This is a genomic window from Microbispora sp. NPDC046973, from assembly GCF_040644495.1.
Taxonomy (GTDB): Bacteria; Actinomycetota; Actinomycetes; order Streptosporangiales; family Streptosporangiaceae; genus Microbispora.
In genome coordinates this window covers 458,251-476,796 of sequence record NZ_JBEYWQ010000002.1, presented here as the reverse complement: position 1 = coordinate 476,796, position 18,546 = coordinate 458,251, and the positions used below count along the sequence as shown (strand labels likewise).

Genomic DNA, 18,546 nt, shown 5'->3' with positions numbered 1-18,546 from the left:
AGGGCGTGGGACAACCGCGAGCGGCCGACGGCTCCGCCCCGTGCTCGACCCGGGTTAACGGGCTACAGCGCCGGCACCCGCGAGCCGGCGGCCCCGGATCCGCACGGACCGTGGGTCACGCGGTCTTCGTGGCGGACAGGATCGCCTGCACGGGGAGGGCGTACGGCGGCAGCTCGGCGGGGTCCTTGGAGATCGCCTGGGTGACCGTGAACCCGGCCTCCTCCAGCCAGCTGCGGTAGACCGACAGCTTCTGCGGCCCGCCGTAACCCATCGAGCAGCCGAGGAAGAAGCTCGGGAAGAAGTCGATGGTGTAGTTGTCGGTGTCCTTGACGTTCTCCGGGTAGATCGGCACCAGGATGTGGACCTGCCCGCCGACCTCCAACGACTGGTTGACGCCCTCCAGAATCTTCAGCACGTCGTCCTTGTCCCACATGTCGATGAAGTGCTTGATCAGCACGACGTCGAAGCCCTTGGGGACGCCGTCGAAGACGTCGCCGCCGATGAAGGAGCAGTGCTCCTCCACGCCGTGTTCGCGGAAGTTCTTCAGGCAGTCCTCTTCCCGCTCGGGCAGGTCGAACGTCGTCACCCGCAGCCCGGGAGAGGCCTTGTGCTTGTAGGTGTGGATCGCGCCGAGGCCGGTGTTGCCGGCCAGGTCGAGGACGCGCGCGCCGGACGGGACGTCGATGTTGTCGAAGAACCAGGGGTCGATACGGGCCGTGGTCGCGTTCATCACCCTCGACCACGGGTCGCCGATGTCCTTGTGCGTGGCCGCCGCCTCATACAGGGTGCCCTCGAACCCGTAGAACTCGCGCAGGCCCACGAGCGTGCCGGTCCGTACGCTCTCGGTGAGGTAGAACAGCTGCCGGAGCGTGACGACCTTGATGAAGTGCATGAAGTCGACCACCCCCTTGAGCTCGGCCTCGGGCACCTCGGCGAGCGCGTCGAGGGTGTAGGCGCCGGACGCCTCGTCGTGGGCGACGAACCCCTCCTTGATGAGCAGGAACAGCAGCTGCTCCACGGCCGCGGGCTTGGCCCCGACCGTGGCGCCGAGCTCGGCCGCGGTCATGCCGGGGTTGGCCCGGAGCGCGTCGATGATGCCCAGTTCGAAACAGGACAGCAGGTTCATGAACCGCGCGGGTCCGACCATGTATTCACGGAATCGCGCGAGCGTGGCTTCTGCGGTCATGTGCTGCTTCCTCCCAGTCGTGCTGCTTGTGAACGAGGGGTACGGGGTGGATTCGCTGTCCCTGCGTGAGGCCGGTTCCACGCCGGCCGGTCACGCGCTCTTCGTCGCGCTCAAAATGGCCTGCAGGGGGAGGGCGTCCGGGGGCAGTTCGGAAGGATGCTGGGCGATCGCCTTCGTGACGGTGAATCCGCACTCTTCCAGCCAGTTCCGGAACGTCGACAGCTTCTGCGGCCCGCCCTGGCCGGTGGCGCAGCCGAGGAAGAAGCTCGGGTAGTAGTCGACGGTGCAGGACTCCTTGATGTCCTCGGTGTAGATCGGCACCAGGATGTGGACCAGGCCGCCGACCTCCAGCGAGTCCCGGACACCATTGAGGATCTTGAACACCTCGCTCTTGTCGAACATGTTGAGGAAGTGTTTGATCAGCACGACGTCGAAGCCCTTGGGAACCTCCACGAAGACGTCACCGCCGATGAACGAGCACTGATCGGCCACCCCGTGCTCCCGGAAGTTCTTCAGGCACGCCTCTTCCCGGCCGGGCAGGTCGAACGTCGTCACCCGCAGCCCCGGCGACGGCTTCATCTTGAGGGTGTGGATCGCGCCGAGGCCGGTGTTGCCCGCCAGGTCGAGGACCCGCGAACCCGGGGGGATGTCCACGTTCTCGAAGAACCAGGGGTCGATGCGGGCGGTGACCGAGTCCATCAGCCTCGACCAGGATTCCCGCAGGTCCGCGTGCACGGTCATGGCCTCGTACAGGTCCCCGTCGAACCCGTAGAGCTCGCGCAGGCCCACGAGTGTGCCGGTCCGTACGCTCTCGGTGAGGTAGAACAGCTGCCGGAGCGTGGTGACCTTGATCTTGTCCATGAAGTCGAGCGGTCGCTTGAGGTCGATGTCGTCCACCTCGGCGAGCGCGTCGAGGCTGTAGGCGCCGGACGCCTCGTCGTGGGCGACGAACCCCTCCTTGACAAGCAGGAACAGCAGCTGCTCCACGGCCGCGGGCTTGGCCCCGACCGTGGCGCCGAGCTCGGCCGCGGTCATGCCGGGGTTGGCCCGGAGCGCGTCGATGATGCCCAGTTCGAAACAGGACAGCAGGTTCATGAACCGCGCGGGTCCGACCATGTATTCACGGAATCGCGCGAGCGTGGCTTCTGCGGTCATGCACTGATCCCTTCGATTCGGTTCCACCTCAGCGGCACATGACGCGAACCCGCTGCCACGCCGATGGGAGCACTGGGGGGCACCGCTCCGCGTCGCCACGATCCAGCGGGACCCGGGCGGTCACCGCTACCCACGCTTCAGCATCGGCCACGGGACTTGGCCGGGACTGTTCCGCGAGTTGGCGCCGACTTGGCGGCCGCCGCCGAAACACGGTGGCCGGCCGTGTGCCGCCGCAGGTCGGCCGATATCGGCGGCTCGACGACGTGATGCCGCGACCATTTGCGGCCAGTTCGAACCACTACCAAAATGGGACCGTTACCCGAAATACCACTGAAAAATCTGACAAACTATCGTGTTTGTTGACAATTGACTCGACCGTCGCGCATGATCTGGTGGCTGTGGCAGTGCCAAGGCGGCAGGAGAACGTGTCCGTGACCTGACCATGCGCATCTTGGAGAGGAGAATCGACATCCGGATTCACCTTCTTGGGCCGTTGCGGATTTTCTGCGCTGGCGGTGAGATGGCGCCGGTTGCGCGGAGACCGCGGCAGATTCTCGCTCTGCTCCTGCTCAACCACTCGCGGGTCGTGCCCACGGCCGCGTTGATAGACGAGCTATGGGACGGGCCCGCGCCGAAAACGGCGCGTGCCGCTGTGCAGATCTACGTCTTCGAACTGCGCAAGAGATTCGCCGAGGCCGCCGGCCTCGGCATGGACGCGGTCGGCAGCGAGATCTTGCGCAGGGTGCGCAACGGCTACGAGTTCGTCGCCGAACCGGCCTGGTTCGACCTGCAGGCCTTCCGCCGACGGGAGCAGTCGGGAATGGCCGCCATGGCCGAGGGCGACCTGATCAAGGCCGCTCGGGACTTCCGCGCGGCGCTGTTGCTGTGGAGCGGCCCCGCGCTGGCGGGCGTCGAGCCGGGGCCGAGCATCCGGGCCGAGGTGGCCGGGCTCGAACAGTCGAGGGCGACCATGCTGAACCACCGCATCGAGCTGGAGCTGAGGTTCGGCAGGCACCGGGAGATCCTGGGCGAGCTGGCGAGCCTGGTGTCGCACGACAGGTTCAACGAGGACCTGCACGCGCAGTTCATGGTCGCGCTCTACCGCTCCGGTTACCGCGCCCGCGCGCTGGAGGCGTTCCATCGGCTGCGCAAGGACATGGTCGGCAGGTTCGGCCTGGAACCGTCCCCCAGGTTGCACAGGTACTACCAAGCGGTCCTCACCTCCGACCCGGAGCTGGATGAGATGCCGGTGCGGCCGCTGCCCAGCGAGCTTCCGGTGCTGTGCTCATAGCGCAGGCCCGCCGCTACCCGGCTTTGGCGCTGTCGTAGCCGCCTAAGGCGTCGACGGCCGCGGTGTCGGCGACCCGCATGACGTGCCACAGGCGGGAGATCCGGTCGGAAGGCGCTATGCCGAGTTCGTCCTGTACGTTCCGCCGGAGCCGGTCGAACACCTCGAGGGCCTGGGTCCGGTATCCCGACCGGTACAGGGCGATCATGAACTGGGTGTGCAGCTCTTCGTGGTGCGGATGCCGGACGACGAGCCTGGCCAGCTCGCTCAGCATCTCGCGGTGCCTGCCCATCTGCAGCTGCGTACCGAAGAACAGGACCAGCGTGTCCAGCCTGGACTGGTCGAGTTCGGCGACCGCGGCCCGGAGCAGCCTGCCGTGGTCGACGTCCAGCAGCGCCGGGCCCCGCCACAAGCCGAGTGCCTCGCTCAGCACCCGGCTCGCGCCGAGGGCGTCCCCGGTGTTCAGCAGTGTCTGCCCCAAGGCCCGCAGCCGGTGGAACTCGGGCAGGTCGAAGGAGGCGTCGCCGACGTCGACCCGGTAGCCGCCGTCCCGGGTCTGCAGCAGCTCCCGCGCGATCAGGTCGCGGGATACGCCGAGTCTGCGAGCGAATTCCGTACGCAGGTTGAGGATGTGGGTCTGCAGCGTGGTCGCGGCGCGCCGTGGCGGGGTGTCATCCCACAATTCGCTGATCAGCGAGCTCGCCGGCACCCGGTGCGGTTGGTTGAGCAGCAACAAGGCAAGCACCTGCCGGGGCTTCCCGGTGATGTGCATCAGGTCTTCGCCGTCTCGATGGATGGACAGCGAACCCAGCACCCGAAACTCCATACGCTCACCCATTGGCACCTGCTCGGGGATACCAGTCACGCGGCGGCCCGCCGGCGCTGTCGGACTTCTCGGAAAAGCGTGCGACGACGGGGCCTCACGGCGAACAGCGCGATGCCCGCTCCGCCGGGTTCACCGTGCGAAGACCAACGTGGTGGGCGACTGCGTCGAATGGAACGAGACGTCGTCGAAGCCCGCCTCCGTGAGCCAGGCCCGGTAGTCGGCCTGCCGCCAGGTCCCGCCCTTCTTGCTCTTGAGCAGCATCTCCGAGGCGAACAGGAGCGGGAAGAACGGGCCGCCGCGGTCGTCGTCGACGACGTAGTCGCAGACGACCAGCGTGCCCCCGGGCTTGAGGGCTGCCCTGACCTTCGCGAAGATCGCGATGTTGTCCTCCGGCCCTTCCTGGTGCGCGACGTGGGAGTACACCGCGATGTCGTAGGCGGCGGCGCCGAACTCCACGGTGTGGAAGTCTCCGTCGATGCAGGTGAACCGGTCGGCCAGGTGCCGCTCCTTCAGCAGCCTGCGGGCGATCGCGTTGATCGGCGCCCAGTCGAGCTGGGTCGAGCGGGCGGCCGGGTTGAGCCCGAGCCAGATGGCCGAGAAGATGCCCGAGCCGCCGCCGAGGTCGAGGATCGAGATCTCCCCGGCCTCCGCCAGCCCCAGCAGGCCGGCGGCGACCGTCGCCACCGGGACCGACTGCGCGGCGATGGCGGGGACCACGTCCTCCCAGTGCGGGTTGTCGGCCACCTCGGTCATGGCGTCCACCGGTCCTCCGGTGCGGAACACCTCGAGCAGGCTTCCCATCTTGCCCATCTGACCCAGCTTGAGCTGGGCGTAGCCGCTCAAGCTGGCGGGCCTGCCCTCGACGAGGAACGCGGCCGCCTCGGGGGTGTTGCGGTAGCTCGCACCGTGCAGCTCGACCAGGCCCAAGCCGACGAGCCCGTCGAGCAGAGTCTGCGCGCCCCGCTCCGAGATCCCGGCCTCGGCGGCCAGCCGATCCGCGGTGTCGACGCCCGCGTCGAGGTGGGTGAACAGTGCGTACTTCGCCGCAGAACCGAGGACGCCGGTGGCCCAGTAGCCGTTGGCGATCTCCATGATCCGGTCCGGTCTCGGTTGGTCGTTGCTCACGCTGCCTCCTGAGTCCAGTGTGTAGGCGGCACGCGACCGCGCGCCGATGTTCCGGCGGCCGGCCCTCAGCGGGACGCGGACACGGCCGTGGAGATCCGCTCCACGCTCGCCGGCGCGTCCAGCGACCAACTGCCTACCGACATCTCCGCGGTGATGCCCGGCCCGAAACCGGCGATCACACCGGTGGCGCCGGGCCTCATCGTGCCTTCCTCGAACAGCCTGCGCAGCGCGTCGAGCACCACCGCGCTGGCGATGTTGCCGTACTCGGTGAGCGTCGCCCAGCTGTGGCGGAACATGCTGTGGTCGACGCCGAGGTACTTGCTCAGGTCGGCCAGGATCCGCGGGCCGCCCGCGTGGATGACGTAGAAGTCGAGGTCGCCGACGTCCCAGCCGTGGTCGAGGGCGAGTTCGCGCAGCACCGGGGCGAGCGGCTTCATCGTCCCGGGCACCCGGCGGTCCAGCTGGAAGTGGAAGCCGGTGGAGCGCACGGCGTAGGAGATCCAGTTCTCGGTGTCCGGGATGATGTAGGCGGCGTTGCGCTCCAGCGCGACACCGTGTCCGCCGTTCCCTCGCACCACGGCGGCCGCGACCGCGTCGCCGAACAGCCCGTCGGACAGCAGGGACCCGACGCCGTCGTCCTCGGGCTGGTAGCAGAGCGAGCACAGCTCGCAGGAGACGATGAGGACGTTGCTGTCCGGATAGGCCTTGCAGAAGTCGTGGGCGCGGTTGATCGCCGCGCCGCCGGCCGCGCAGCCCAGCTGCGCGATGGGGATCTGCCGGGTGTTGTACCGGAATCCCAGGTTGTTGATCAGCCATGCGGTCTGCGACGGCATCGTGAACCCGGTGCACGACACGAAGATGATCGCGTCGATGTCCTGCGCCGTCAGCGAGGCGTTCGCCAGAGCCTCCTCGATGACCACAGGACACCTCTTCTTCGACTCCGACTCGAAGATGCGGTTACGCTCCTCGAAGCCGGGATGGCGCAGCGTCTCCTCGATGGGCTGCACTATATGCCGCTTCTGCACGCCCGTATTCCTGATCAGTCGGAGCGCCAATGGAAGCTGCGGCTTTCCGGCGTGTGCCTTCTCAGCGAATTTCAGCGTGTCGTCCAGCGTGATGACATACTCCGGCACGCGCACCGACGGCTTGCATAACGTTGGCATTTCTGGAGTCTCCTCCTGCAGAAGTCCACTCGCTGTGCGGAAAGGCGCCCTTCGCGTACCCCCGGTACAGATGTCAGGTCACGACACGCTGCGTATGCCGCGCCGCGGATCGCAGCCGGCTCGGAGATACACATTCACTACCGTCGCCCATCTCGCTTGCCGTGGGCTTGGCCCGGACTTGGCTCCCCTTCCGAGGCGGAGGCGAATACTCGGAGCGCGCGTGCCGTAAACAGCGTGGCCGCACCGTCTGACGAGCGGGTTCCGGTGTCGCGGGGGAATGCGCCCGCGGCGGACTTCTATTCACTCTGCAGGGCGATGATTTCCTCCATTGTCCGGCGCAGCATGGCGATCCGGTCCTGACCGAGGTGCAGCGCCCACCGCCGTTCGATGTCCACGAGGATTCGCGCGGCGGCCGCCTGGCCCGCGAGGCCCCGTTCGGTCAGTCGGATGATCTTCGCCCGGCGGTCCTTCGGGTCGGTCGCCCGCTCGACGTAGCCGAGCCGCTCGAGTTCGTCGACCAGTTCGGCGATGGCCTGCTTGGTGAGCCCGGCCCGGTCGGCCAGCACGGTCAGCCGCGACCCCTCCTCGTCGATGAACCGGAAGACGGAGCCGTGCCGATATCGGATTCCCTCGAATCCGTCCTCGCCGAGCCGCCGGTGGAGCAACTCGATCGTGATGTTCTTGGCCTGCGTGAGCAGAGCGGGAAGCGGCGCCTGACCCGCGCCCGCCTCGCCGCGCTCCCCGGATGGCGTCATTCCGGGCGACCTTTCTGGCGTAGCCCGTTTCGTCAGGCTGCTTGACAATATACTACTCCTAGTAAACAGTAGTTTTGCCAATCCTGACAACCGTGACACGACCGCGCGAGCCGTCGCGTGTTGTCGCACGCCCCGATTTGGTGGCGCATCCCGAACATCGGCAGAGGCAGGAATTTCGATGAGCCGTTTCGACCCCGAAGGAAACAAGGTCGCCGGCGTCGACGCCGCGGCGGTCGACGCTTTAGCCAAGCAGGTGAAGGGCCTGGTGCTCACTCCTGACGACGAGCAGTACGACGCCGAGCGCGCCGGGCACCAGACCACCCGCTGGCACCGGCCCGACGTGATAGTCAGCGCGGTCGAGCCCGCCGACGTGGAGGCGGCGGTGGCGTTCGCGAACGGCTACGGACTCCCGGTGGCCGTGCAAGGCACCGGGCACGCGCTTTCCGCCGTCGCCGCCGAGGGCGGAGTGCTGATCAACACCTCCCGGATGACGGATATCCGGCTGAATGCCGAGGCGGGCACCGTGTGGGTGGGCGCCGGAGTGAAGTGGGACCAGGTGATCCGCGAGGCGGCGGCGGCAGGGCTGGCCCCGCTGTCGGGCTCGGCCCCGGGCGTCGGCGTGGTCTCCTACACCCTCGGCGGCGGCCTGGGCCTGCTGTCGCGGCGGTACGGGTACGCCGCCGACCATGTGCGCAGCATCGACGTCGTCACGGCGGACGGCAGGCTGCGGCACGTCACCGAGACCTCCGACCCGGACCTGTTCTGGGCGTTGCGCGGCGGCCGGGACAACTTCGGCGTGGTGACCGGCATCGAGGTCGACCTCATGCCGATCACGACGATCTACGGAGGCGGACTGTTCTTCGACGCCGGGTCGGCCGCCGAGGTCCTCGACGCCTACACGCGGTGGACGACCACCGTGCCCGACGAGATGACCTCCTCGCTCGCGTTGATCTCCTTCCCCGAGGTCCCGGCGCTCCCGGAGCCGTTGCGCGGCCGCTACGTCGTCCACATCCGCATCGCCTACGCCGCGGACACCCTCGGGGCGGGCGAGGGCCTCGTGGCGCCGCTGCGGGCGCTCAATCCGTTCATCGACACCGTCGCCGAGCTGCCTTTCGCCGAGGGCGGGTCCATCCACAACGACCCGCCCTTCCCGGGGACCTTCGAGTCCGGCACCGCGCTGTTGCGCGAGTTCGACTCCGCCACGGTGCGCGCCCTGCTCGAGCACGTCGGCCCCCACGCGCCGGTGCCGCACGTCGTCGAGCTGCGCCACCTCGGCGGGAGGCTCGCCCACCCCGCCGCCGTCCCGAACGCCGTCGGCCACCGCGACGCGCGTTACGCGCTCAATGTGGTCTCCCGGCTGGAGCGTGCCGAGATCACCGACATCCGGCCCGCACACGAGCGCGTGTTCGCGGCGATCGCGCCGTGGACCACCGGCGGCCGCGCGCTGAACTTCATGAACGGCGAGAACGACGCCAAGGACGTGGCCTCCGCGTACAACCCCAAGGATTACCAGCGCCTGACCGAGATCAAGGCCGTCTACGACCCCCGGAACATCTTCCGGCTCAACCACAACATCCCGCCCGCCGTCACCGGGTCCGGAACGGCGCCCGCGACTTCCTGAAAGTTCTCCACGCGGGCGGCCATCGGCCGTGCCCTCGCGAGAGGGCGGGCCGATGGCCTTCCGTCGGAACTCCCGGCTAACGATTGCGTCTCTCGCTCTGGACTGAAGCCGTTCCGCGATGAGCATCGGTGGTGAAGCGCAGAAGCCGATCCTCCCGGAGCCGAGCGATGGCGTACCAGCAGGGCCCTTTCGGGCAGCGACCCCACCACCCCACTCCGCCGCACAAGACCGAGGGCCTGGGGGGCGCACTTGTCGTGGTCGCATTCGTCGCGCTCGGACTCGCCGGCTGTTCCCTCCTGGGGTTGGTCGCCTGGATGTTCGGCATCGGAGGCATCGGCGCGCAGGGCGCCATCCCTCACGAACAACCCACCTGCCCTGCCGCGACCCCGGCCGCCACCGAGGGGGCAAAGGCCGAGCATACGTTGGTGTTCGAGGCCGACAGCCGGAACGGGGCTTCGCCGCTGGGTGCGGTGATCTACAGCCCCGCGGCCGGCGCCACGTCCGGGGGTTGGCGGACTTGCAGTGTCCGGTTCCCGTTCAGCGCGACGGTAGGGGTCGACGGCCCCTTGCCGGGACTGGGTCTGACCGTGTTCAGCGACGATGTGAAAGGCGAAGTGATCGGCCGCATCAAGGTCGATGGCACGGTGGTGTGCGAGGCCTCGGGTCCCAGCGAGTACGGCGCGTCGTGCTCGCGATCTGCCGACGGGTAGTGGAAGCCCCGTCCGCGCCGGCAGTCCGGCGTGCTCTCAGCCGGCCGCGGAAGCGCCGGCGGGAGATCCTCGGCTTCGCCGTCGGCGACAGCGAAGACGGCGCGTTCTGGACGGCGTTCCTGCGCTCGCTGAAGGCCCGCGGCCTGACCGGGGCGCAACGCAAGTCATCCCGCCCCTGACCGGCCGAGGGCTTGGCCGCGCGGAGGGGTCACCGGCCGAGCAGCTCGACGCTGAAGGCGTGGCCGCCGCCGTGGCCCGCCGGGCGGGCGCAGCCCCACCCATACGCGCACGCGGCCTGGCAGAAGCCGGGATCGAGGATCCCTCGTACTCCCGAGGCAGTTCCTCGGCGTAGGGCCATGCGGATGAGTCACGCCGGATCAGCAGTAGTCGAGGTAGGTCTGCTTGACGATGGACTCGCGGACGCGGTTGCGGGCGTATTCCGCGTTGTTGCCATCGCTGGAAATCGCGGTCACATTGAAGTGGATCGTGGAGAAGTCGCGGGGGTTGTAGGAGGTCTGAGCCGGGGCGAAGGCGACCTCGACGATGGTGGTGCCGTTGGAGCCGAGGACGGCGTTGGGCGGGTTGTTGACGACCTTGTACCCGGCTCCTCGCAACGCGGTTCGGGCGAAGCCGGGGGCGTCCTTGTAGCACATGTTCTTGGTGAAGTAGCCCCAGTGGGCGGACAGCGGTGCGGGGTTCGAGGTGGGGATGGGCTTGGGATTGATCGTGGGGTAGGTCCTGGTCTTGAAGGGGCTCGGAACGGGGGCCGCGACGGGGGCGGCGCTCGCCGTCGTGGCGACGGCCGGGATGACGGCCGCGGAGGCCACGGCGATCGAGGCGAAGGCCAGGCTCAGGCGGGTCTTGCGCGTCATTTCCCTCATTGTTCCGCTTCCTTTCACGATTGATGCTTCGCCGGGAAGCGGTGGCGGATATTCCCGCCCGATCGGCCTTCCCAGGACCAGTTGTAGGCCCGGCTCCTTGCAGAGCGCTTTCAGCCGGCATGCGCACCGCTCCAAGAGCTCCTAACGCAATGAGTTGAAGCGGCGCCGGCAGATCAGGGCGCAGCCGATGCTGAGGAAGGCGCGGTGGATGTCCTCGCGGACTTCCCAGCGGATGCGCAGCCTGAGGAAGCCGTGCAGCAGCGCGATGGCCTGTTCTACGACCCAGCGTTGTTTGCCCAGGCCGGGGCCGTGCTCGGTGCCGCGTCGGGCGATCTGCGGGCGGACGCCCAGGGCCCAGAGGAGCCTGCGGTACTTGTCGTGATCGTAGCCGCGGTCACCAAGGACGTTTTGCCAGCGCTCGAGTTGCGCGTCCAAGCGCGTCAGCTCCGTCCGTCGACTTCATGCGGGGATCGTTCACCCGACCGTGCAGTACCCCGCAGAGGTCCTCAAGACCGAGACGTCTCGCACGCCCGTGCCTATCCCCGCCTCGCTCGCGCTCGTAATCGCGGCATGAAGGCCGGCCCACAGCGGCGAAACGCTTCTGACCGACGACAACGGGGCGCAGGTCGGCCCCTGGAAGCTTGAGCGCGCAATGCGGAAAGCCCGCGGCAAGGTGCAGGACCTTGCCACGGGCTTCCGGCTCCACGACTTGCGGCACTACCTCACAGCGCGCGATGACCATGCACGTCGTCGCGCGGCCGTCGGTCACACGTCGTAGTAGAGCTCGAACTCGTGCGGGTGCGGGCGGAGACGGATCGGGTCGACCTCGTTCTCGCGCTTGTAGGAGATCCAGGTCTCGATCAGGTCCGGCGTGAACACGCCGCCCTCGAGCAGGTAGTCGTGGTCGGCCTCGAGCGCGTCGAGGACCTTCTCCAGCGAGCCCGGCACCTGCGGGATGTTGCGGGCCTCCTCCGGCGGCAGCTCGTACAGGTCCTTGTCGACCGGCTCCGGCGGCTCGATCTTGTTGCGGATGCCGTCGATGCCGGCCATGAGCATGGCGGCGAAGGCGAAGTACGGGTTGCAGGACGGGTCCGGCACGCGGAACTCGATGCGCTTGGCCTTCGGGTTCGAGCCGGTGATCGGGATCCGGACGCAGGCCGAGCGGTTACGCTGGGAGTAGACCAGGTTGACCGGGGCCTCGTAGCCGGGCACCAGGCGGTGGTAGGAGTTCACCGTCGGGTTGGTGAAGGCCAGCAGCGACGGGGCGTGCTTGAGCAGGCCGCCGATGTAGTAGCGCGCGGTGTCCGACAGACCGGCGTAGCCGACCTCGTCGTAGAACAGCGGCTCGCCGTCCTTCCAGAGGGACTGGTGGCAGTGCATGCCGGAGCCGTTGTCACCGAAGATCGGCTTGGGCATGAACGTGACCGTACGGCCCGCCTGGATGGCCGTGCTCTTGATGATGTACTTGTACAGCATCAGCTTGTCGGCCGTCTCGAGCAGCGTGCCGAACCTGAAGTCGATCTCGGCCTGGCCGGCGGTGCCCACCTCGTGGTGCTGCATCTCGGTCTCGATGCCGGCCTCGATGAGGTTGCGCACCATCTGCGAGCGCAGGTCGGTGAAGTGGTCCATCGGCGGGACCGGGAAGTAGCCGCCCTTGTAGCGGGGCTTGTAACCCAGGTTGCCGCCCTCGGAGGCCTTGCCGGTGTTCCAGGCGCCCTCGATGGAGTCGATGTAGTAGTAGCCGGCGTTCTGCCTCGTCTCGAAGCGGACGTCGTCGAAGATGTAGAACTCGGCCTCGGGGCCGAAGTACACGGTGTCCGCGATGCCGGTGCCCTTGAGGTACTCCTCGGCCTTGCGCGCGACGTTGCGCGGGTCGCGGCTGTAGGCCTCGCCGGTCAGCGGGTCGTGCACGAAGAAGTTGATGTTCAGCGTCTTGTGCTGACGGAACGGGTCGAGCACGGCCGTGGACGGGTCGGGCAGCAGGAGCATGTCCGACTCGTGGATGGCCTGGAACCCGCGAATCGACGAGCCGTCGAACATGAGGCCGTCGGTGAAGACGTTCGGCCCGAAGTTCTCGGACGGGAAGGTGAAGTGGTGCGTCGTCCCCGGCAGGTCCGTGAACCTGACGTCAACGAACTGCACACCCTCGTCCCGGATGAACTTGAGGACGTCATCGGCGGAGTTGAACACTCTCGAACCTCCCAGGGGCATGGGCTAGCAACCCGAAAATAGGCCGATGCCGTTTCCGCCCCATGTCTCGATTGTTTCGCGCGTGTTAAGGGAAAGCGCTACCCGGGCGGTCGCGGCGATAACGTCGGCCCGCCGTTCCCCGGCTCCATCGTACGGCCTTCTCGCAGGTCAGGTGCCCAACGCGGCCGGGCAGCGCGGCCCGCCGGAAACGCCGGAGGCGCGGTCGTAGGGATCGACGGGCTCGCCGGAGGGTCGCGCTCCCTGCGGGTCGCCGGGGAATCGCGGATGGACGAATCCGTCGCTTGAAGCGCAATTCGCCCCGAAGAGGGCGGATTTGTCCGTGGTCAGCCAGACGACGAGCTTCCCGTTCTCCCGGTACGCGGAGAACTCGCTCCTGTGGCGCTCGACGACCCTCGTCACGACCAGGGGCGCGCCGGGACGGCTGACCGGGTGGACGAACAGATAGTCCGTCTCGATGGTGACGCCTCCGCCGGCCCTTTCTGAGATCGCCGTCTCGCCGGAGACCTTCACGACGTGCCCGACCGGCTCGGCCGCGTCCGGGGCGAGGCTGAACAGCCACGACCGCGTGCCCGAGGGGCCGCTGTCGTCCAGGTGGCGCAGGAACGCCTCACGCTGCCGGGGATGCAGCAGGCGGGCGAACTCCTCCGGGCGCTCGCCCCGCACGGTGGCCGGGTCGAGGTGCGCGGCCGACAGCAGCAGCCGTACGCGCCGCAGGGCCTGGCCGACCTCCTTCTCGGTGAGCCCGCCGAGCGCGCGTGCCGCGGGCATGGCGAGCCCCTGCTCCCCGTCGGCGTAATCGACGGCCGGGGTGCCGGCGAACGGACCGGCGGACGGCGGCGGGACGGGGCCGTGGTCGAACAGGCCCTCCTCGCCGTCGGGGATCGGCGTCAGCACGGGCCCGGGCCGGGCGACCACCGGGCCGGAGATCATCAGGTCCTCGCCCCCGGCGGCCGGGCGGACGATGCCGAGCCTCTCCAGGACGTCGGGCCGCAGGGCGACGACGAGCCCCACGAGCACGACCAGGCCCGCGATCACCACCAGCACGGCCGGGCGGCGCCGCCGTCCCGGTGATGGCGACGCCGACTCGGCCGCCGCGGTCATCCTCCGGATCTCGTCCTCGTCGAACTGTGCGACCAGCGCCTCGAAGCGCGCGTCGATGTCATCGGGGTCCGCCGGCCGCACGGTTCCCTCCAAAGCGCTCAGGTCGGAAACGATTCACGATACCGGGATTTAATGCGATAAGCCCGCTCATGATGTACGGCTTCGCGGCCGGACGCCAGACCGGCGACCCTCCCCGATACGCTGGGAAACCATGAGTGACCGGCAGCCGCGTTGGACGCAGACCTGGATGGGGGGCCCGCGGGCCGCCGGGGTGGACCTGGGCTATCCGGGGCAGCGCCTCGGCCTGCCCGAGCAGGGACCCGGGGCGGCCGCGGGGTGGGGGCGCAGGATCGGCGCCGTCCTCGTCGACTGGCTGCTGTGCACCTGGGCCATCGCCGGAGGCCTGCTGCGCGTCCAGGGCAACGACGTCGGGGCGGTCGGCCTCGCGGTCTTCGCCGCGGAGTACGTCCTGCTGGTCGGCACGATCGGCATGACGCTGGGGATGCGCCTGTTCGGCATCCGCGTGGCCCGGCTCGACGGCGGGCGGCCGTCCTTCCCCGGCGTGCTGGTGCGCACGCTGCTGCTGTGCCTCGCCGTGCCCGCGCTCATCTGGGACCGCGACCGGCGCGGCCTGCACGACCGCGCGAGCGGCACGGTCGTCGTCAACCTCTAGCCGGGGTCAACCGGCCGCGTTCAGCTCCTGACGCACTGGAAGATCGCCGTACCGGGGAGCAGGCGGCCGCGCAGCGGACTCCAGCCGCCCCACGCGCGGTCGTGGCCCGGCGGCCACTCGGGCTCGGTCAGGCCGGTCAGGACGAGGCCGGAGGCGGCGACAAGGCCCACCCAGTCGCCCATCGTCCGGTGGTGCTCCACGTACGACGGCTCGCCGTCCTCGCCGAACTCGACGTACGGCGACCGGTCGAAGTAGGGCCGGTCGGCGGTCAGGCCGCGCGGACCCGGATCGTCGGGGAAGGCCCACCGCACGGGGTGGCTGACGGAGAACACGAAGCGGCCGCCCGGCCGAAGCACCCGGCGCACCTCGGCCAGCACCGCCCCGGCGTCCGCGACGAACGGCAGCGCCCCGTAGGCCGAGCACGCGAGGTCGAACGACTGGTCCGCGAACGGCAGCGTCTCGGCGTCGGCCTGGACGACCGGCAGACTCGCCCCGGCGGACATGTCGATCCGCCGGGAGTGCTGCAACTGCCGGTAGGACAGGTCGACGCCGACGACCGCCGCGCCCTGTCCCAGCAGCCACCGGCCGCACTGGCCGGCGCCGCACCCGATCTCCAGGATCCGGCGCCCCGCCACGTCGCCGAGCAGCCGGGCCTCGGCCTCGTCCAGGCCCTCGGGGCACCACACGAAGCCGTCGTCGCGCAGGAAACCGCCGTGCTCGGCCTGGTATTCGTCGGCCGCGCCGTCCCACCAGCCGCGGTTGGCCCGCGAGGTCTGCGACCGGGAGACCGGCCGCCTTCCGACATCCACCCTGTCGTCTTCCGGACGGGTCAGCGCATCTTGGGGCCGCGCGGCATCCGGGCGCCCTTGGGGATGGGGCCCTTCGGCATCGGGATGGCCGGCGTGAGCGCGCGCATTCGGTTGTTGACCTCGGACACCGCGCCCTTCTTCAGGTTGCGGGGCAGCTTCATCATGTGCCGCTGGAGCTTGGCCAGCGGGATCTGGCCCTCCGCGTCACCGCACTGGACGTCGTAGACGGGGACATCGACCGCGACCCGCTGCACGCGCTTCTTCTCCGCGACGAGCATGCGCTGCACCCGGTTCGGCGGGCCCTCGGAGACCAGGATGACCCCCGGATATCCGACGACCCGGAAGACGAGGTCCTGGTCGCGGTTGACCGCGACCGGCTTCTCCTCGACGTACCAGGTGCCGCGCAGGCTCTGCAGGATCGCGTACGTCGCCCCCGGCTGGCCGTGGAGCATCGAGTACTGCGCCCTCTGGGCGAGGCGGCTGAAGACGACCATCCCCACCAGTACGGCGGCGAAGACGCCGAAAACGATCCACGTCCAGTTGACGATCACGCCGATGACGACGAACAGGACGAGGGTGCCCAGAGCCGACGCGTAGACGATCGGCATCCCCTTGGGGTTCGCCTGCTGAATGATCTGTGCGACCATCCGGAGTTGCTTGAGGCGACCCGGAGCCGCTGCGTCTTTCGCCATGGTCTGAAGGATACAAACGCCGAGCTGACTTAATGAAAACGAGACTCGCCAACGCGGGCGGCGATCGCCTGCTGGTACAGGCGGCCGGCCCGGTAGGACGAGCGGACCAGCGGCCCGGACATGACGCCGGCGAAGCCGATCTCCTCGGCCTCCTGCTGGAGCTCCACGAACTCCTCGGGCTTGACCCAGCGGTCCACCGGGTGGTGGCGCGGGGTGGGGCGCAGGTACTGCGTGATGGTCACCAGGTCGCATCCGGCCTCGTGCAGGTCGCGCAGCGCCTGGGTGATCTCCTCGCGCTCCTCGCCCATGCCGAGGATGAGGTTGGACTTGGTGACCAGCCCCGCCTCGCGGGCCATGCCGATGACCTGCAGCGAGCGCTCGTAGCGGAACGCGGGCCGGATCCGCTTGAAGATCCGGGGCACGGTCTCGATGTTGTGCGCGAAGACCTCCGGCCTGCTGGAGAAGACCTCCTCGAGCTGGCCGCGGTCGCCGTTGAAGTCCGGCACCAGCAGCTCGACGCCGCAGCCGGGCACCGTCTCGTGGATCTGCCGGGCGGTCTCGGCGTACAGCCAGGAGCCGCCGTCGGGCAGGTCGTCACGGGCGACGCCGGTCACCGTGGCGTAGCGCAGGCCCATCTGGCGCACCGACTCGGCGACGCGGCGCGGCTCGTCCCTGTCGTACTCGGCCGGCTTGCCCGTGTCGATCTGGCAGAAGTCGCAGCGCCGGGTGCACTGGTCGCCGCCGATGAGGAAGGTGGCCTCGCGGTCCTCCCAGCATTCGGAGATGTTGGGACAGCCCGCCTCCTGGCACACGGTGTGCAGCCCCGCGCCCTTGACCAACGACTTGATCTCGTTGAAGTTGGGGCCGTTGCGCAGCCGGGTCTTGATCCACGGCGGCTTCTTCTCGATAGGGGTCTGGCTGTTGCGCACCTCCAGGCGGAGGAGCTTTCGGCCTTCAGGAGCGACGGTCATGCGACTTCCTTCGCAGCACTCCGCGGCAGCGGTCCGCGGGCCCGGGGTCCGAGCGGGAGCACGCGGCCCTGCGCCGTACGCGGGCCTGCGTGCCTGTCGGAACGCTCGTTCACGATCCCAGCTTATTACCTGCCTTCAGGTGATCCGGGACAGCTCCCGGACCGTCCGCGCGAGGTGGCCCGACAGCTCGGCGTCGATTCGGTCGGACTCGCCGGAGCCGAGGCCGGCCGAGCCCTCGTCGACGTCGGCCGATTCGAGGAGGACGGCCCGCAGCGCCGTCGGCGGCTCCGCCGGCCAGGCGGCCAGCCCGGCGAGGGAGTCCTCCCGGCGCGCGGCCACCAGGCCGGGGCCGGCGTCCCTGGAGAGCACGGCACGGCGGATCTCCTCGGCCGTCTCCCCGCGCCTGGCCGCGGCCATGACGGGGGTGAGGCGGCTTTCCGCCATGGTGAGCGCGTCGAGATACTCGGCGACGGCCCGCGACGAGACGGCGCGGGCCGCGACCTGGTCGGCGTAGCAGACGGCGTGCTGCGACTGGGCGGAGACGAGCCGCCGCAGCGCGAGCTCGGCGAGGAACAGCGGCCACACCAGAATCCAGCCGGTGACCTTGCCGATCGCCTGCGACGCCATCCTGCCTCCCGGAACGATGCCGTGCTGGTCCAGATAGGGGTCGCCGAAGTGGCGGTAACGGTCCACCCGCATGCCCATCAGGGCGTGCCGCCACTCTCCTGTGGTGGCGAGAGCGGACGGGACGAGCAGGCCGCGGCCGGGGTCGCCGCTGACGTCGCGCGCGAGCTCCGCTCCGAGCATGCCCGCCCGCTCGCGTGGCGTCAGCGTGAGCAGCAGCGGAAGGCCGACGAGCAGCACGGGCCGCCGCCGTACCCCTGCCCGCAGGTGGGCGCACCGGAAGAGCCGGTCGTGCAGATGGATCGCGGCCGGGGGTGGGGCCCCGACGGCCCCGGCGATCCGGTCGGCGGCCTCGAAAAGGGTGGGCGCCTGCGCCCTGGTGACCTCCTCGGCGCCCTCCGGGAGCCGGACCGTCCGGGGCCTGGTCGCGACCGCGATGGCGGCGAGGACGCCGCCGAGCAGCCAGCCGAGCACGTTGCCGTGCCAGTTGACGACGATGAGGACGCCGCCGGCCAGGATGGCGGCGGTCACCGCGTGGACGACGGCCGACAGGGCGAAGGCGGCCAGCCTGGCGGCCGCCGGGCCGGGCCTGTCCAGCCGCCGGCCCTGGAGCCGGAGGAACCGCCTCCTGACGTCACGGGGGAGCAAATCGGTACGGACCTCGCCGGGGGAGAGGTTCATGCCGTGAGTATGTCCGAGGCCCTCCCGTCCGGCGAGAGGAAAAAACTGCAATCGATTGCAACTTTGCAGTAGAG

The 18,546-nt window shown here is 69.2% G+C and carries 17 protein-coding genes and 2 pseudogenes; 5 read left to right on the top strand and 14 right to left on the bottom strand.

What is annotated here, in order from left to right; all coding sequences use genetic code 11:
- Positions 1-115 precede the first annotated feature (115 nt).
- Positions 116-1,186, bottom strand: coding sequence for a methyltransferase (locus ABZ860_RS06295; RefSeq protein ID WP_357215847.1), 1,071 nt, complete (start codon positions 1,184-1,186; stop codon positions 116-118).
- A 90-nt stretch (positions 1,187-1,276) separates the two neighbouring features.
- Entirely contained in the window at positions 1,277-2,341 is a 1,065-nt protein-coding gene (locus ABZ860_RS06290) for a methyltransferase (RefSeq protein WP_357215845.1), read from the bottom strand.
- A gap of 442 nt (positions 2,342-2,783) precedes the next feature.
- On the opposite strand from ABZ860_RS06290, the gene ABZ860_RS06285 reads away from it, so the two are divergent.
- The gene (locus ABZ860_RS06285) at positions 2,784-3,632 is read left to right on the top strand and encodes an AfsR/SARP family transcriptional regulator (protein ID WP_357215843.1); all 849 of its coding nucleotides are present in this window, start codon (positions 2,784-2,786) and stop codon (positions 3,630-3,632) included.
- A 13-nt stretch (positions 3,633-3,645) separates the two neighbouring features.
- Here the strand turns inward: ABZ860_RS06285 and ABZ860_RS06280 are convergent, their stop codons facing one another.
- The 4 genes from ABZ860_RS06280 to ABZ860_RS06265 form a co-directional block, all read right to left on the bottom strand.
- Complete coding sequence (locus ABZ860_RS06280; RefSeq protein WP_357215840.1) at positions 3,646-4,467, bottom strand: AfsR/SARP family transcriptional regulator; 822 nt, start codon at positions 4,465-4,467, stop codon at positions 3,646-3,648.
- 117 nt (positions 4,468-4,584) lie between these two features.
- Positions 4,585-5,580, bottom strand: a complete 996-nt coding sequence (locus tag ABZ860_RS06275; protein WP_357215837.1) for a class I SAM-dependent methyltransferase — start codon at positions 5,578-5,580, stop codon at positions 4,585-4,587.
- Positions 5,581-5,645: 65 nt separating this feature from the next.
- Complete coding sequence (locus ABZ860_RS06270; RefSeq protein WP_357215834.1) at positions 5,646-6,743, bottom strand: type III polyketide synthase; 1,098 nt, start codon at positions 6,741-6,743, stop codon at positions 5,646-5,648.
- A 296-nt stretch (positions 6,744-7,039) separates the two neighbouring features.
- On the bottom strand, positions 7,040-7,498 hold the full coding sequence (locus tag ABZ860_RS06265; RefSeq protein WP_357215831.1) for a MarR family transcriptional regulator: 459 nt from the start codon (positions 7,496-7,498) through the stop codon (positions 7,040-7,042).
- A 178-nt stretch (positions 7,499-7,676) separates the two neighbouring features.
- Here ABZ860_RS06265 and ABZ860_RS06260 point away from each other — a divergent pair, with 178 nt between their 5' ends.
- From ABZ860_RS06260 to ABZ860_RS06250, 3 genes and pseudogenes are all read left to right on the top strand, one after another.
- Positions 7,677-9,119 (top strand): FAD-binding oxidoreductase, encoded by a 1,443-nt coding sequence (locus ABZ860_RS06260; protein ID WP_357215829.1) that lies wholly within the window; start codon positions 7,677-7,679, stop codon positions 9,117-9,119.
- Between the two features lie 167 nt (positions 9,120-9,286).
- Positions 9,287-9,829, top strand: a complete 543-nt coding sequence (locus ABZ860_RS06255) for a hypothetical protein (protein ID WP_357215826.1) — start codon at positions 9,287-9,289, stop codon at positions 9,827-9,829.
- A 56-nt stretch (positions 9,830-9,885) separates the two neighbouring features.
- Positions 9,886-9,987: pseudogene (locus tag ABZ860_RS06250) on the top strand (transposase); the annotation flags it as partial.
- Between the two features lie 219 nt (positions 9,988-10,206).
- Here the strand turns inward: ABZ860_RS06250 and ABZ860_RS06245 are convergent.
- The 4 genes and pseudogenes from ABZ860_RS06245 to ABZ860_RS06230 all read right to left on the bottom strand — a co-directional run bounded on the left by ABZ860_RS06245 (position 10,207) and on the right by ABZ860_RS06230 (position 14,103).
- Positions 10,207-10,701, bottom strand: coding sequence for a hypothetical protein (locus ABZ860_RS06245; RefSeq protein WP_357215824.1), 495 nt, complete (start codon positions 10,699-10,701; stop codon positions 10,207-10,209).
- 150 nt (positions 10,702-10,851) lie between these two features.
- Positions 10,852-11,133, bottom strand: a pseudogene (locus tag ABZ860_RS06240) (transposase); the annotation flags it as partial.
- Positions 11,134-11,475: 342 nt separating this feature from the next.
- Positions 11,476-12,900 (bottom strand): type I glutamate--ammonia ligase, encoded by a 1,425-nt coding sequence (gene glnA / locus ABZ860_RS06235; RefSeq protein WP_357215822.1) that lies wholly within the window; start codon positions 12,898-12,900, stop codon positions 11,476-11,478.
- A 168-nt stretch (positions 12,901-13,068) separates the two neighbouring features.
- Positions 13,069-14,103, bottom strand: coding sequence for a hypothetical protein (locus tag ABZ860_RS06230; RefSeq protein ID WP_357215820.1), 1,035 nt, complete (start codon positions 14,101-14,103; stop codon positions 13,069-13,071).
- Positions 14,104-14,233: 130 nt separating this feature from the next.
- Here ABZ860_RS06230 and ABZ860_RS06225 point away from each other — a divergent pair, with 130 nt between their 5' ends.
- Positions 14,234-14,695, top strand: coding sequence for an RDD family protein (locus ABZ860_RS06225; protein ID WP_357215817.1), 462 nt, complete (start codon positions 14,234-14,236; stop codon positions 14,693-14,695).
- A 20-nt stretch (positions 14,696-14,715) separates the two neighbouring features.
- On the opposite strand, the gene ABZ860_RS06220 is transcribed toward ABZ860_RS06225, so the two are convergent.
- From ABZ860_RS06220 to ABZ860_RS06205, 4 genes are all read right to left on the bottom strand, one after another.
- A complete protein-coding gene (locus ABZ860_RS06220) occupies positions 14,716-15,504 on the bottom strand; it encodes a class I SAM-dependent methyltransferase (protein ID WP_357215814.1) in 789 nt (262 codons plus the stop codon).
- A gap of 20 nt (positions 15,505-15,524) precedes the next feature.
- Positions 15,525-16,196, bottom strand: a complete 672-nt coding sequence (locus ABZ860_RS06215; protein WP_357215811.1) for a DUF4191 domain-containing protein — start codon at positions 16,194-16,196, stop codon at positions 15,525-15,527.
- Between the two features lie 29 nt (positions 16,197-16,225).
- Positions 16,226-17,167, bottom strand: a complete 942-nt coding sequence (gene lipA, locus ABZ860_RS06210) for a lipoyl synthase (protein WP_357215809.1) — start codon at positions 17,165-17,167, stop codon at positions 16,226-16,228.
- A gap of 135 nt (positions 17,168-17,302) precedes the next feature.
- The gene (locus ABZ860_RS06205) at positions 17,303-18,472 is read right to left on the bottom strand and encodes a hypothetical protein (protein ID WP_357215807.1); all 1,170 of its coding nucleotides are present in this window, start codon (positions 18,470-18,472) and stop codon (positions 17,303-17,305) included.
- Positions 18,473-18,546 lie beyond the last annotated feature (74 nt).